The sequence below is a fragment of the Faecalibacterium sp. Marseille-P9590 genome (assembly GCF_017377665.1).
Classification (GTDB): Bacteria; Bacillota; Clostridia; order Oscillospirales; family Ruminococcaceae; genus Faecalibacterium.
Genome location: NZ_JAFREF010000018.1, coordinates 1 through 13,943, shown reverse-complemented (window position 1 = coordinate 13,943; position 13,943 = coordinate 1). Strand labels below are relative to the sequence as shown.

Genomic DNA, 13,943 nt, shown 5'->3' with positions numbered 1-13,943 from the left:
CAACGCTTTGTCATCGCATTGCGTTCGGTTTCGGTCACGGTACAAGGGTTAGATCTGGGGAGTCGTTTTTCCAGTAAATGGGACGCGTGTCCCGGTCAAACAGCACTTCTCCGGCGCGGTATTTCAGGCTGCAGCCGCTGGGGCTGCCGTCATCGTTCAGCAGAATGGCCCCGAACTTGCAGGGCCTGCCGTTCTGGTCGGTCAGTTTAAAATACAGCTCGGTGCCGTCCTCGGTGCGGCCCTGTGTTCCCTCGGCGGTGCCGGTGAGGATGCCGCTCCATCCGCCCCATTCCACGCTCATGCAGCAGCTGCCGTCCGGCAGGAAGGTCATCCAGCGGATACCCTTTGCGGCCTCGTCTCCGGCGCGGTATGTTCCCCACAGCCTGCGGGGAATGGCGGTGTAGCCGATGTCGTCCCATGCCTCGGTGCGTTGAAAAACGTACCAGACCTCACTGCCCTTTTTGAGGCCGGTGGACTGCATCCGCAGCGAACCGTCCTCCATCATGGAGATGGTCCAGCGGCTTCTGCCGTCCTCGCTGAGGCTTGTCAGGTTCCAGCCCTGACTTTTTTCCCCGTCCCAGCCGGTCACAGTGCCGGCATTCAGCTCTCCGGTGCGGGTCTCGGCAGCGGACTGGATCTGCGGGCTGACGTATGTTTCCCGGATGAAGGAGACGGTCACCGTGCCGGTGATCTCGGCCTTTTCCAGCCGCAAGGTAAAGCTTTCGTTGCGGTCGGCGGGGGCATAGCTTTCACCCTGCGTCACCGCCGTGACTGCCATCCACTCGGCCAGCACCTGCCACTCCCAGTCCGGTGGCAGCGGCTGTGCATCCAGTGGGATGACCGGGACATCGCTCACATACTCTTCCCCGGACGCGCTGAACCTGCGGACCACGAAGGAAATGTTCCCCGATTCGTCCAGCGAAAAGGGCAGCTCGTCCAGCGAAGTCCACCATGCGGTGTTGCCCTCTTTCAGGCTGCCGGTGGGCAGCATTCCTCTCTCGATGGCGGCTTGACGGTCCAGCTCATCCCGGCGCTTTATGTCGCGGTACAGCGCTTCTTCCAGCGCAGCGGGGTCTGCCCCCATGCGCTGCAGCATCTGGGTGACGGTCAGCTGGTTTCCACTTTCAAAATCGAAGCACCAGCCCCAATGGAAGGGTGCATCGGTACCGCCGTAATAACTGCTGACCACAAGGCTGACGCAGTTGTCATACCAGCTGGCGTTCCATTTCATCTCTATGCAGAAGTCCCACACGTCCGGATCGGCTGCCGCCGGGCAGTCTGCGTACTCCTGCACATCGTATTCGTAGAGCTGGGCGATCTCGGCGTTGATGCGGGCGGCATCGGCGCTGTCGCTTTCCAGCCGGGGCAGATGGATGTTCAGCCGGACCTTGCCGCCGTTCTCCGCCTGTACCACCTTTTCAAGGGTGTACTGCTCGGTGATCATCACGGTGGCGTGCATGGAATCCGGCGGGGTCGATTTCAGCTCCCGGCTGCCAGCCGGGCGGGCAGAGGCTGCGGTCTTTGCCCCGCAGCCTGCCAGCAGCGCCGCCAGCAAAGCCGCCAGCGCGCCGCACAGTGCCAGGTGTTTCATCTTGCACCTCCTTGTCTGCGGGCTCAACTGCGCTGCAAGTCCATCCAGCTGATGTAACTGTACTCGGCATTGCCGCCCATATTTGCCATGGTCATGGTGCCATCCTCCCGCAGGGCGATGGCCCACTCGTAGTTTTCGTCATCCGGCCGCAGGCAGCGGAGCTGCCAGCACTCGCCCTCAAAGGCAAAGTCGACGCTGCCCCGGGTCAGCACGCCGGTGCGGGTCTCTGTGGTGGTATCGCCGTACTTCGAAATGTGGGTAAGGGTGGCTCGGACGGTGTCCGGGCTGTCGCCCGGCTCCAGCTTCAGGGTGTACTGTTCGCCGCTCTCTTCCGGATAGGACACATCTTCTTCCACCTCGGTGCGGTAGACCGTCCACTGCCCCAGAATGCGCTGCTGCCAGTCTGCGGGCACCGCCACAGCGTCCAGCGGCAGGTCGAACCGGGTGTTGCGGTACTGCCGGGTGTCGGCGTAGTAGACCCGCACCAGAAAACCTGCGCTGCCCTCGTTGTCCAGCAGCAGGGGCAGGTCGTCCAGCTGGTCCGGCTGGCTGACCGAGATCAGCTGCTTCCACCGGAAATTCTTCTGTGCTTCCGGGGTGTAGGGCCACTGGGTGCGGTCTGTTTCCGGGCTCAGCCGTTCCCACGCGGCGTCAAAGGTCTGCATCACCTGACGGCGCAGGTCGCGTTCCAGCGCGAGAGGGTCTGCACCCATGCGCTCCAGCAGCTGGGTGTTGGTAAGCTGCTTTCCGCTTTCAAAGTCAAAACACCAGTGATATTGTTCGCCCCAAGTGGGATCTTCCTCGGTCACCACGATGCTGACACAGTCGCCGTACCAGGTGGCATCCCATGTGTAGAAACCCGCCGCCAGAATGGCGTCCGGGTCGCGGTCGATGTACTCACTGCCCATCTCCCAGATCTCCTGATTGATGCGGGCAGCATCGGCGCTGTCGCTTTCCAGCTTGGGCAGATGGACCGAGATGGTGGTATAGCCCGCCGAGCACTGCTTTTCCAGCGAGATCTGCTCGGTGATGCGCGGGGTTTCAGCGTTTTCAGCTTCCGTTGCAGTCTCCGGTACAGCTTCCGGTTCGGCAGTGGTTACCGGGGCTGCAAGCGTGGCAGACTGCTTGCTTTCTGCGGGTTTTACTGCGACGCTTGCCGGAGGTGCAGGCTGTGCCCCGCAGCCCGCCAGCAGCGCTGCGGCCAGCAAAGCGGCCGGTATACACCGCAAGGGGATGTGTTTCATCTTGCACCTCCTGCTCGTTTATCAGCCGTAGCTGTGGGTCAGCACCAGCGGGACCGTTTCGTTCGTCAAGGGGTTCTGCCCGCTCAGAGGGTTAAAAATCAGGCAATCGATGCTATAATCACACTTCAATGCAGCGCTGAACGAAACCCATTCCGGGCCGTTGTCGGTGTCGCGGATAAGAGAGAATCCCAGCGCGGTGCCGTTCGGGGTAGCGCCCAGATAGGTGACAGCACCCTGATAGAAATAGCGGTTGTTGTGGGTAGCCAGCTGGCAGCCGCCGCCTGAATTCAGGTTCAGCCAGCACCAGTCCTCCCCTTCCCCAAGGCTGAAACAGCCGGTGGAATCTACCTGCTGCGGGCTGTTCCACTCAGCGGTCAGGGGGGCAAGTTCTGTTTCCGTACCGTCTGCACACAGCAGGCTGACCTCAGCGCCCCGCAGCGCCAGCGCGGTGCCGTTGTTGGCGATATAGATGGGGTCGGCACAGAGCAGAATCTGCCCATACAGCAGGCAGCGCAGCACATCCACGTACTCCACAAAACCGTCCTCGGTAAGCAGGTAGACCACGGGGTGGAAGGACGCGCCCAGCTCGCCGATGCACACATCTACATAATTATTATAGGCGTTGCGGATGGGCAGGGTGACATCGCCGTCCAGCCGAATATCATACTCCTCTGCCCATGCGATGATCTCGGGGGTGCGTTTGATGGTAACGGTGCGGGTGTCGCCGTCCAGCAACACCGAAACGCTGCCGTAGGTATCGGTAAGCGCCGGCGTTTTGGCAGGGGCGGCCGGGGTCAGCGGAAGTTCCACCTCCAGCGGACGCCAGCCGCTGCCGGCGGTGGTGTGGTATCCGGCAACAAGGGTGACGGTATTTTCGTCTTTCAGCAGAACGGTCAGGTTTTCCAGCCCGTTGTCCCGCAGGGTGTCGGCGCGCATCCCGGAGAGCATGCCGCTTTCCCGTAGATAATCGTAATATTCCTGCTGCACCATGTTGCGGTCAAAAGTCTGTATGGCAGCGCGGTATACCGCAAGCTGCGCCTCGTCCGGGTCCAGCCCCATGCGCTGCAGCATTTCCGTCACGAAGATCAGCTTTCCGGTGGCAAAATCGAAGCACCAGCCCTGAGAATAGATGGGGTCGGTACCGCCGTAGTAGCTGCTCACCACAAGGCTTACGCAGTCGCCGTACCAGTAGGCGTCCCAGTCGATGTAAGTCTGCGAGCACCATTCGTCCTGCGACACCTCAGCCTGCGGATAGCTTTCATAATCCCGATATTCCGCCGCATACCTGGCGGCAAGCTCATCGTTGAGATAGGCGGCGTCCGGGCTGTCGCACACAAGCTGCGGCACATGGATGGTCAGCTTCTGTGCGCTGCCCCACTCGCTCCGGACGGTTTTTTCCAGCGTGAACTGGTCGGTGATACGCTCCTTTTGGGTGGCAAGCGCCGGAGCATTCTGGCTGCTGCCGGTGCTCTGGCTGGCGGCAGCGGAGCCGGAGCCTGCGGGGGCAGCGGAGCCGGAGCTGCTTTTTGTGCCGCCGCAGCCGGTCAGCACCAGCGCGGCAGCCAGCACCAGCGCAGTAAGGCGTTTGTGTTTCATGGTCCCTCTCCTGTGTTCTCAGCCGTAGCTGCGGGTCATCTGCAGCTGGGTCTCGCCCTCGGCAAAGGGGTTCTGCCCGTCGATCATGGTCAGGGTCAGGTTGTCGTACAGGTCCATCTTGAACGCCGCCACAAAGTCGAGCCCCGTGTCGGTAAAGATGGCCAGCACCATGCCCTCCGGCACCACGCCCAGATACTCTGCGTCGCCCTGATCGATGCGGCTGTTGTTCTGCACGCCCAACTGAACGCTGCCGTCGCTGCTAAGCTCCAGCCAGTTTCCGTTGGTGCAGTTGAAGGAGCCGGTGATGGAATAAGGGATACCCTGCACGCTCCACTCTGACGACAGGTCAGCCAGCTCCAGCACAGAGCCATCCTTCCGGCGCAGGTTCACCTTGCTATTGCCGCTGCGCTCCAGCGACACGCCGTTGTTGGCAATGTAGATGGGGTCCTGACAGATCATGGCGTTTCCGAACAGAAGGCAGCGCAGCACATCTACATACTCCACCACGCCGTCTTTGGTCAGCAGATAGACCACCGGGTGGAAGACCGAGTCGGTCTGCTGACCGATGCACACGTCCACATATTCATTGTAAGAGCCAAGGATCGGGTAGGTGCGCGCCTGCTCCAGCCGGAGGTTGAGCTCGGTGTTCCAGGTGGCGGTCTTGGGTGCAGGGCTCAGGGTGATGGTGGCCTGCGTTCCCTTCAGCTGCACCTGCACGCCGTCGAAGGTGTCAGTCAGCACCGGCTGCGCCTGCGGCTGGGCAGCGGTCTGCAGCGGGATCTCCATATCCAGCTGCTGCCATCTCTCTTCGGACGCGGAGCTGTATCTGCCCCGAATCACCAGCTGATTTTGCTCCGGCAAAAGCAGGCAAAGGTTTTCCAGTTCATTGTATTCCAGCGTGTCCATCCGCATTTGCGACAGTTCTCCGTCGAGACGCCAGCTCTCGTAATATGCGCCCTGCGCCATCTCCCGGTCAAAGGCCTGCATGGCCTGCCGCTGCATCTGCTGCTGCACGGTGTCCGGGTCCAGACCCATCCGCTGCAGCATCTCGGCTGTGGTGATCTGCTGGCCGGTGGCAAAATCGAAGCACCAGCCACTGTAAAACCACGGGGCGGTGCCGCCATAGCGGTCGTGCATCACCAGACTGACGCAGTCGCCGTACCAGTAGGCATCCCAGTTCACGCCGATCTGCGGGTACTCACTGCCCGGCTGTCCGGCCTCCTCGTAGGCCTCATATTCCCGGAAATGTGCCGCATAGATGTCGTTCAGTTCATCGTTGATGTAGGCGGCATCCGGGCTGTCGCATTCCAGCTGCGGCACATGGACGGACACATGGACGGAAATGTACTGCCCCGTGTCCGCCTCCCACACGCCCGAAACATTCTTTTCCAGCGTGTACTGGTCGGTGATGCGCTCCTTCTGGGCCGTCTGCACCGCTGCGGCTGCGGCGCTTTGGGAAGCTGCGCCGGAGCTTTGGTCGGCAGCGGCGCTGGGGCCTGCGGGAGCAGCGGCGTCCGATGCGCCGCCGCAGCCGGTCAGCCAGAGAGCCGCCGCCAGAACCACAGCAGCAAAACATTTGTGTTTCATGGGGGTGCTCCTTTCTATAAAGCCCCGGACACAGGGGGAGTGTGCCCGGGGCAAACAGGGGGTAAATGGGAATTGTTGTTTTTACGGAGTCACTTTGCCTTTGGCAACGAGTGCGACCCAGTATTTCGCACCGCCATACTCGAACACCTGAATCGCAATCAGACTGGCCGATTTCAGATTTTCCTGAGTGTCCTCGTCCACCTGAAGCGGAAGATTTTGTGCCATCTTCTCTACGTCGTCCAAGTATATACATACCGGCATCATATTACCTGTATCCTTATCAGCAACTATGCCGATCGGGGCGCTAAGATCATTATAGCGCTTCATTACCTCACTAAGATCTCCCATGGAGTCTTCAAATTTCTTTTCGCCCTTTGCAATCTTCACCACAATTTCAGCTGCGGGCTTCAGCTCGTTATCCAGTGTGATCTGTTCCTTCACCCCGGCTGCTGCGCGGTATTTTTTGATGGCTTCCAGAACCTTGGCTTCTTCGCTGGTAGTGGGCACTGCGGGTGCGGAGGACCCGCCGCCGCAGCCTGCCAGCGAGAGCGCCACAACGGCTGCGCCGGTAAGGGTGAGGAATTCGCGTCTGTTCATCTTTTTCATGGGGTGCTCCTTTCTGTTGGTCCCCCTGCTTTTTAGGGGGCTTTGGTTTTGGTATTCTCTGCACTTGCAGTCCGCTCCATCTTATGCTATTCTTATGAATAGAATCCGCAGTTGCCCGTTGACACGTTTTGTGCACAGTGACAGGCTTTCTGCACCGGCGCAGGACTTTTTCTGGTTGTACTGTACCATACCCGGAAAAAAATTGCCCCCTCAGAAAAGCCGTTTTTGGGGGGCAATTCCAAAAAATTTTTTTGGGCTTTGGGGCTTCCCCCTCAAAAAATCCCCCCAAAAAGCCCAAAATTGGGGGGATTTTGGGGTGTTTCCCACCAAAACAGGCAGCTGCAGCCCTGCCTGTGCCGGTTTTCCCCCTCTGGCTGCAATGTGTGGAAAGGAATCATGAAAAATGGAACGAAGGACATTTTTGAAGCTTGCGGCGCTCGTCCCCGGTCTGGCGCTTGCGGGCTGCGGCGGCAGCAAAACCCTGCTCTCGCCCAAGGACCCCACCATGCTCAGCATCTGGCATGTGTACGGCGAACAGGCCGACTCGCCCATGAACCGCCTGCTGACCGAGTTCAACGACACGGTGGGCAGAGAGAAGGGCATCCTGCTCAACGTGACCAACATGACCAACAGCGCCGCCATCGGCGGCCAGCTGCAGGACGCCAAGACCGGCAAGCCCGGCGCGCTGGATCTGCCGGACCTGTTCTCGGCCCACTCCGCGGACGCCAGCGCTCTGGGCATCGAGAACCTTGTGGACTGGAACGACTGGTTCACCGCCGAGGACATGGCGGCCTATGTGCCCGGCTTTGTGCAGGACGGCATCATTGACGGGAAGCAGGTGGTGTTCCCGGTGTCCAAATCCACCCAGCTCATCTTTTTGAACGGCTCCCAGTACGCCCGGTTTGCGGCGGACACCGGGGCGCAGCTTTCCACCCTTGCCACATGGGACGGCTTTTTTGAAATGGCGGGTGCCTACCGGCAGTGGTCGCAGGGCAAGCCCTTCTGCGCGCTGGATTACCCCCTGCGTCTGGTGGAGCTGAACGCGCTGGAGCAGGGCAGCGGCGAGCTGTACAAGGGCAGCTGGTACGATCTGACCAACGAGACCTTCCGCGCTTCGTGGATGGAGTTTTCCCGGGCGCTGGTGCAGGGCGATATTCTGATCTCGGACCTGTACTCCAACACGCAGGTGATGACCGGCGAGACGCTGGCGGGTCTTGGCAGCTCTGCGGCCATCCTTTACTACAATGATTTCGTCACCTACCCGGACAACACCACCGAGCCCACCGACCTGCTGCTGGCTCCCCTGCCCCACGCCGCAGGCACCGCCACGCCCCTGATGCCGCAGGCCGGTGTGGGCCTGTGCGCCTTTAAGACTACCGACCAGAAAGCCGAAGCCGCCGCCGTGTTCCTGCGCTGGCTCACCGAACAGCAGCGCAATCTGGAATTTGCCGCCGATACCGGCTACATGCCGGTGTCCAGCGCCGCCTTTGACGCCATTGCGGACTATCCCTTTGAGCAGCAGAGCTATCAGCGGCTGTACGACGTCTACAACGAAATGCGCATCCAGAACACCCCCCTGTCCGAACCGGGCATCGTGGGGTACCACGCCAAGGCCAAAACCTTGTACGACAGCCTGCGCCAGCGCCAGAAGGACTACCCCCAGCGCCTTGCGGGCGGCGAAACGCTGGAAGCCCTTGCCGAGGAAACATGGCAGCTGCTGTGTGACAATGCCTGAGCCTGCCGCTCAGCCGGAAAGGAGGGACTTTGATGCACTTTGTTGACCGACACCGTGAAAAGATCCGCCAGAGCCCCATGAGCAGCCGGCTGCTGTGGGCCTGCCTGCTGCTGGTGGTGCTGCTGGTGTTGACCTTTGGTGCGGCACTGTTCCTGTTTGCCAGCCTGCACAACACCAAAAAGGACATCAGCCGCAGTCTGCAGATCCAGTTTTCGGTGTTCCAGAACGATATGGAGCGCTATTTTGACCAGCTGGCGGTCATGGGCGTGAACCTGTCCGAGGACATGAGCGCAGAGGTGGACAAGGAGCTTGCTCTGCGGCAGATGTCCTTTGCCCAGCTGAACGACTCCCCCGAGGTACTGAACGCGCTGGAGGAGAAAATGATCGAGCCGCTGTGCCGCCGTCTGCGCCAGACCGGCTGTTCCGGTGTTTTTGTGCTGCTGGATGCCACCGTCAACACCCGCATGGAGGGAGCAGAGCATTCCCGCGCCGGGCTGTATGTGCAGAAAAGCGGTGCCGACACCCCCACCGTGCCCCTGCTGCTGTACCGGGGCAGTGCGGAGGTGGGCAAGGCCCACAGCGTGATGCCCCACCGCAAGTGGCGCATGGAGTTCCAGACCGACCAGTTCCCGGACTACGACCGCTGGATGACCCCCGGCAGTGCCCCGCTGTACCAGTCTTACACGCTGACCGAGCGGTTCGAGCTGCCCGGCACCTCGGAGGAGGTGCAGTTGTTTTTGCTGCCCCTGCGGGGGCGGGACGGCACGATGTACGGGCTGTGCGGCTTTGAGATCAGCGAGAGCTACTTCAAGCAGAACTTTGCCCAGCCCACTGGCTTTGACCGGCTGAGCTGCCTGCTGGCCCCGGCGGGGGACGGCCTTGCCGCCGATGCCGCCCTCAGCAGCGGCACCACCGGCGGCTACTACCATGCCCCCCGGAACACGCTGGTGCTGCGCAGCATGGGCGGCGGGCTGACCCAGTTGACCGGCCCCGACAGCGCCTATGCGGGCATCTCCCAGTTGTGCCGCCTGAGCGAGAGCCTGTCCTACCGGCTGGCGGTGTGCATCCCCATGGCAGACTACCGGAGACTGGTCTTTTACGGCAATCTGCAGATGCTGCTCATCGGCCTGTTCATCGCCTTTTTCGTGGTGTTCTGCTGCATGAACTTCCACCGGCGCATCCTCTCGCCGGCGTTCCGGCAGTTCGAGGAGGACCGGCGGGAATCCCGGCGGCGGATGGACGAGCTGCAGCTGGAACGCCAGCAGATGCAGACTGAGCTGTCCCGGCTGGCGGACGTGTGCCGCAACGAGTCGGTGCCCGATGCCTTCCAGACCTTTGTTGCGGGCATCCCCACCCTGACCAAGACCGAACGCCGCATCTTTGACGGCTACGCCGCCGGGCTGCGCACCCGGGAGATCGCGCAGCAGCTGGACATCAAAGATAGCACCCTGCGCTTCCACAACAAGAACATCTACGACAAACTGGGTGTCAGCTCCCTCAAGCAGCTGCAGCAGTTCGTGGCGATCCTGAACTCCGGCAGCGGCAGCGCCCCGGACGAAAGCGGCCCCAAGAAGGCCCGCTGAATGGAACATTCCCGCGCCGCAGCTTTCACCGGAAACAAGCAAAAATGAAGGGGCCATTGCAAAATAGCCCCAACGAAAAAAATGAGATAGACTTCCCCGAGAGGGGTTGTCTATCTCATTTTTTGTTGTAAGCTGAAACTGCAATGAACCAACTACAACACAAACAGTAAGCTGATCTCTTACGAAATGATATTGTCAATATCAAATTGTGAATCAGCATCGCATTGACAACGGAAACAAAAAAGCCCGCTTCCTTCAATGTCAGTGTGATCGGTCTCCAGTACGTACTGGTATTAAAAAACACAAACTGCTATAAGCTACTTCATTCCCCTTCTTTTTCGCTGTTTACGATAGCCTGCACCTTGGTGGGCAGACCATAGATGCTGATGAAACCGGTGGCATCGCTCTGCTTGTAGTCGCCGCCTGCGGCAAAGGTGGCGATGTCTTCACGATACAGAGAGAACGGCGACCAGACCCCTGCATTGATGAGGTTGCCCTTGTACCGTTCCAGACGCACCTTTCCGGTGACATGCTCCTGTGTGGAGGTGACAAAGGCACTCAGAGCTTTGCGCAGCGGGCTGAACCACTGGCCATCATTTCCCTCGTGCAATTTCATGATTGCAGTGTCCATTATACGGGCACTTGGAAAATGTGTAAAAAGTGTTCTGCATATAGCAGCAATATGAAAGCAGTATTTCACAGCGGGGCATTATGAATCTATAATAGTAGTTGGAAATAAACAGAAAGAGGGTCTTTTTGATGGCAACGATATTTCCAAGAGAAGAAAAGGCAGAGGCACTGTTCGGGGAGATCCTGAAAAATCCAGAAGCCTGCCGCCGCCTGATGGATACCTTCAACGACTCGCTGGACATGGCAGACGCACTGGATGCGCCGACCGTGAGTGCACAGCAGTTTGCCGCAGCGCTGTTCAATGCCTACGAGAACAAGGATCTGTCTGCCTTTCTGATGGCGATCTGCCAGCACAGTATGTTTGACCTGCTACGGAACGCTGCCCTGATCCCGTTTAAATTCAACGCCGATGGTCAGCCGAACCCGGTGATCCTGACGGATGATGCCGGCGTTCTTTTGCCGAACAACAAATTTGCCGTGAGCAGCAAAGTATACGACCGGTTCATCCGGGTGTTCCAGAAGCAGGAAAAGGTAAAAATGTACCTTGCCAGCGGCTACTGCAAGTATCACGGCTACGACGAAGGCTCGATGGATGTGGTGGAGTACCACTACAACCAGCATTTGGGGCTGCTGCTGATCTACGAACTGCCGGACACCGTGAAGCAGAAGGTAACGGAAGCGGAGGCCTACTCCACCGTCTGGGATATCCAGATGAAGCTGCAGCACGCACTGCCCCGTTCCGTGGTCTACTATGGACAGGATACGCTCAAGGACGGCGGAACCCGCTACGATGAACTTGGCGTTTTTCTGCCGCTGGAACACTTTGCCGACCGGTTGGAACGCCATGTGGAAACTGCTACCAAGATCGTTTACGGCGAGTAAACGTCCTGTAAACGAACTTCCTATATAAGTGCATCACAGCAAAACAAAACGCAGCGAACCGTTAAAAGATTCGCTGCGTTTTGCCTTATAAAGGAGAATGGAAACGCTGCACATCAGGTGCAATAACGGAAAGTCTTGTCAGTGACAATACGGGCGAAGATCAACCCTAACGGCAGTGCCACGATGATGAGAATGGCATCTGCAAACCATGTGGCGGAGTCCATCAGAGACAGGATGCCCAGATTATAGATGGCACGGTAGAAATACAGTCCCGGTACCATGATAACGATGGACGGCACGGTGACGGAGATGCGGGGATAACCGGCGGCGCTCTTCAGGCAGGAGGCCAGCAGTCCGGACAGCAGTGCGCCCAGAAACGCTGCAACAGCGGGCGGAAAGCCCGCAAGGCTCACCAGCTCCAGCCGGAACGTGTTCGTTACCGCACCGATAAGGGCGGCGCAGACTGCCAGGTTCCGGGGACTGTTGAACATGAGCGAAAAGCCGAACACACCGCCAAAACTTGCCAGCAGCCGGAGCACGATCTCTTCCGGGAGTGTCAGGCTCAGGGCAGGGAACTGCACCGGCTGCAAATGCAGCAGCAGTGCCATGATCCAAGCCGTCATGGTTGCCACCAGAATGATGAGGACGGCGTAGGCCAGACGTTCCAGCCCGGAGCGCATATCCAGCTTGGCAAGGTCGATGCCGCTGGTAATGAACGGAAAGCCCGGAATGATGAAGAGCATGGAGCAGATATACCCCGCCTCGTGCTGCGCCGATACGGCAAACAGCACCTCTGCCAGCTTCAGCAGGATGGCATACACGAGGCTTGCTGAACAGACCGACGCCGTAATGCCCAGAAACAGGGTGAAATGGTGCTTTGTCAGCTTGCACCGTACAAAGTTGCCGATGCCTGCACCGCAGAAGGCACACAGCATTTCCACAATGCCGCCGCCAAGCAGAAAGGTGAAGCAGCCGCAGGCCAGTGCAGCTGCAAAGCCCAGTGCGATGGGCGAATACAAGCCGTGGATGCGCTCGATCTCATCGAGGTGGCTGTGCAGTTCTTCGCCGGTCATAAATTTTCCTTCCCGGTCGAAGTCGTTGACGAAATGCTCCAGTCGGTTCAGCCGGGAGGTATTCACGCCCGTATTTGTCAGACAGAGTGACTGGGTATAACACTGGTCACCGTCAAAGCAGGTGAACTCAATGGACAACAGGCCGATGTCCGCTGTTGTTGTGACTCCCAGCTCCCGCGAAAGGGTGTTCATGGAGCTTCGGACACGCCATGCGCCGGTGCCGCATTCCAGCAGCATCAGCCCGGTGCGTCCAATGACGGAGGCTTTTTCCACAAGCCCCGCCTCGGTAATGGGGACGCCCTTGCTGGCCGACGCATAGTCGTGCCAGTAGACTTCCATGTGATTTTTGATGATCTCACTTTGCCGTTGTCCCATACCGGAAAGCCTCCTTTGTGATATGGGAATGCTGCAGCTGTTTCAAGACTGCGGTGCTATTATAAGGGAAATTGCAGGGCGGGTAAAACGTATCTTGGATATGCCGGCAATGTTCGTTTGGTATTTCAAAGAAGAAAAACCAGCCTACCCATGTGCTGGTGGATTCCAACCCGGCTTTTGAAGAACCGTCCATGATTCTTCTGGAATAGATTTTTACGATCGATAAATCCCGCATTGAACGTTTTATGGGCTACGCTACCCCGGGAAATGTTTGGTCAGCCAGTGCAATCAGACCGTTCCGCAACGCTGTTGCAGTCGCAGTGATTCGCTCATTTGCTCTGGATTGCATTTTAAGAAGCAGCCTGGTTTCTTCTTCATTGTTGAACGGGGGTAGTGTATCCCAAAAGGTGAGCGCATAGTTTGCGATTTTAAGAGCATCCGCTCGATCCGTCTTTAGCTTTCGGATCGTATTATCACTAAAATCGTGGATCAGCATCGCATTGACAACGGAAACAAAAAAGCCCGCTTCCTTCAATGTCAGTGTGATCGGTCTCCAGTACGTACTGGTCTGTTCCATTACAATACGGATATCACCTCCCAGTTTTTTGAGTGTGGATGCCAGCTTTTTCAAGTCACTGTTCGTGTGGTGGACCTCGAAAGGCCGAAGTACGATTTCGCCTCCGGGTCTCCGTACCGCAACTGTGCTTTTGCTCTTAGACACATCGATACCGACGGCGGTAATAACAGCAGCTTCCATTTTTCTGACCTCCTTTAATGCCGGTTCCGCCTATGCCCATTACCGATGCAGCTTGCTTTGTGACACGAATGTACGGCAACATTTCTATCTGCCGATAACTCAACCTGCGTCAATCGAACGCTGCAATGGAGATGGCGGAGAACAGTTTGCGCGTACGAGCGTTCAGCTCAAGCAATGCATCGTTCTCTCTGCACATCTCAATTGTAGCTTAGGTTTGGGCATCTGTATAGCTCACTGGCTGTGAACTTCTCAGAACCAACACCATTGTAGACCAATTAAGCAAA

General features: G+C 58.5%; 12 protein-coding genes. 4 read left to right on the top strand and 8 right to left on the bottom strand.

Features of this window, described 5'->3' with window-relative positions; translation table 11 throughout:
- Positions 1–34: 34 nt before the first annotated feature.
- The 5 genes from J3349_RS13580 to J3349_RS14115 form a co-directional block, all read right to left on the bottom strand.
- The gene (locus J3349_RS13580; protein WP_207677777.1) at positions 35–1,591 is read right to left on the bottom strand and encodes a hypothetical protein; all 1,557 of its coding nucleotides are present in this window, start codon (positions 1,589–1,591) and stop codon (positions 35–37) included.
- A 23-nt stretch (positions 1,592–1,614) separates the two neighbouring features.
- Positions 1,615–2,835, bottom strand: a complete 1,221-nt coding sequence (locus tag J3349_RS13575; RefSeq protein WP_207677776.1) for a hypothetical protein — start codon at positions 2,833–2,835, stop codon at positions 1,615–1,617.
- A gap of 21 nt (positions 2,836–2,856) precedes the next feature.
- Positions 2,857–4,431 carry an acid-shock protein gene (locus J3349_RS13570; protein WP_207677775.1) on the bottom strand — a complete coding sequence of 525 codons (1,575 nt, stop codon included), beginning with the start codon at positions 4,429–4,431 and terminating at the stop codon, positions 2,857–2,859.
- Between the two features lie 18 nt (positions 4,432–4,449).
- Positions 4,450–6,018 (bottom strand): acid-shock protein, encoded by a 1,569-nt coding sequence (locus J3349_RS13565; protein ID WP_207677774.1) that lies wholly within the window; start codon positions 6,016–6,018, stop codon positions 4,450–4,452.
- A gap of 81 nt (positions 6,019–6,099) precedes the next feature.
- Entirely contained in the window at positions 6,100–6,624 is a 525-nt protein-coding gene (locus tag J3349_RS14115; RefSeq protein ID WP_242699664.1) for a twin-arginine translocation signal domain-containing protein, read from the bottom strand.
- A 403-nt stretch (positions 6,625–7,027) separates the two neighbouring features.
- Between J3349_RS14115 and J3349_RS13555 the strand changes: the two genes are divergently transcribed.
- Together J3349_RS13555 and J3349_RS13550 are read left to right on the top strand one after the other, a co-directional pair.
- Complete coding sequence (locus tag J3349_RS13555) at positions 7,028–8,359, top strand: ABC transporter substrate-binding protein (protein WP_207677773.1); 1,332 nt, start codon at positions 7,028–7,030, stop codon at positions 8,357–8,359.
- A 32-nt stretch (positions 8,360–8,391) separates the two neighbouring features.
- Positions 8,392–9,942, top strand: a complete 1,551-nt coding sequence (locus J3349_RS13550) for a helix-turn-helix transcriptional regulator (protein WP_207677772.1) — start codon at positions 8,392–8,394, stop codon at positions 9,940–9,942.
- 322 nt (positions 9,943–10,264) lie between these two features.
- Here J3349_RS13550 and J3349_RS13545 read toward each other — a convergent pair whose 3' ends face one another.
- Positions 10,265–10,558: an argininosuccinate synthase domain-containing protein gene (locus J3349_RS13545; RefSeq protein ID WP_242699663.1), complete on the bottom strand. Its 294-nt coding sequence runs from the start codon at positions 10,556–10,558 to the stop codon at positions 10,265–10,267.
- A gap of 143 nt (positions 10,559–10,701) precedes the next feature.
- Between J3349_RS13545 and J3349_RS13540 the strand changes: the two genes are divergently transcribed.
- Positions 10,702–11,454 carry a DUF4866 domain-containing protein gene (locus J3349_RS13540; protein ID WP_207677771.1) on the top strand — a complete coding sequence of 251 codons (753 nt, stop codon included), beginning with the start codon at positions 10,702–10,704 and terminating at the stop codon, positions 11,452–11,454.
- Between the two features lie 113 nt (positions 11,455–11,567).
- Here the strand turns inward: J3349_RS13540 and J3349_RS13535 are convergent, their stop codons facing one another.
- Positions 11,568–12,902 carry a threonine/serine exporter family protein gene (locus J3349_RS13535; RefSeq protein WP_207677770.1) on the bottom strand — a complete coding sequence of 445 codons (1,335 nt, stop codon included), beginning with the start codon at positions 12,900–12,902 and terminating at the stop codon, positions 11,568–11,570.
- A gap of 22 nt (positions 12,903–12,924) precedes the next feature.
- Between J3349_RS13535 and J3349_RS13530 the strand changes: the two genes are divergently transcribed.
- Positions 12,925–13,083: a hypothetical protein gene (locus J3349_RS13530; protein WP_242699662.1), complete on the top strand. Its 159-nt coding sequence runs from the start codon at positions 12,925–12,927 to the stop codon at positions 13,081–13,083.
- A gap of 69 nt (positions 13,084–13,152) precedes the next feature.
- Here the strand turns inward: J3349_RS13530 and J3349_RS13525 are convergent, their stop codons facing one another.
- On the bottom strand, positions 13,153–13,659 hold the full coding sequence (locus J3349_RS13525) for a transposase (RefSeq protein ID WP_207677769.1): 507 nt from the start codon (positions 13,657–13,659) through the stop codon (positions 13,153–13,155).
- Between the last annotated feature and the right edge of the window lie 284 nt (positions 13,660–13,943).

What these genes read in the sequence shown, in the direction of transcription:
- J3349_RS13555 (WP_207677773.1), top strand. Translation starts at nt 7,028, where the DNA reads ATGGAACGAAGGACATTTTTGAAGCTTGCGGCGCTCGTCCCCGGTCTG.
- J3349_RS14115 (WP_242699664.1), bottom strand. Translation starts at nt 6,624, where the DNA reads ATGAAAAAGATGAACAGACGCGAATTCCTCACCCTTACCGGCGCAGCC.
- J3349_RS13525 (WP_207677769.1), bottom strand. Translation starts at nt 13,659, where the DNA reads ATGGAAGCTGCTGTTATTACCGCCGTCGGTATCGATGTGTCTAAGAGC.
- J3349_RS13570 (WP_207677775.1), bottom strand. Translation starts at nt 4,431, where the DNA reads ATGAAACACAAACGCCTTACTGCGCTGGTGCTGGCTGCCGCGCTGGTG.
- J3349_RS13535 (WP_207677770.1), bottom strand. Translation starts at nt 12,902, where the DNA reads ATGGGACAACGGCAAAGTGAGATCATCAAAAATCACATGGAAGTCTAC.
- J3349_RS13540 (WP_207677771.1), top strand. Translation starts at nt 10,702, where the DNA reads ATGGCAACGATATTTCCAAGAGAAGAAAAGGCAGAGGCACTGTTCGGG.
- J3349_RS13565 (WP_207677774.1), bottom strand. Translation starts at nt 6,018, where the DNA reads ATGAAACACAAATGTTTTGCTGCTGTGGTTCTGGCGGCGGCTCTCTGG.
- J3349_RS13580 (WP_207677777.1), bottom strand. Translation starts at nt 1,591, where the DNA reads ATGAAACACCTGGCACTGTGCGGCGCGCTGGCGGCTTTGCTGGCGGCG.
- J3349_RS13550 (WP_207677772.1), top strand. Translation starts at nt 8,392, where the DNA reads ATGCACTTTGTTGACCGACACCGTGAAAAGATCCGCCAGAGCCCCATG.
- J3349_RS13545 (WP_242699663.1), bottom strand. Translation starts at nt 10,558, where the DNA reads ATGAAATTGCACGAGGGAAATGATGGCCAGTGGTTCAGCCCGCTGCGC.
- J3349_RS13530 (WP_242699662.1), top strand. Translation starts at nt 12,925, where the DNA reads ATGGGAATGCTGCAGCTGTTTCAAGACTGCGGTGCTATTATAAGGGAA.
- J3349_RS13575 (WP_207677776.1), bottom strand. Translation starts at nt 2,835, where the DNA reads ATGAAACACATCCCCTTGCGGTGTATACCGGCCGCTTTGCTGGCCGCA.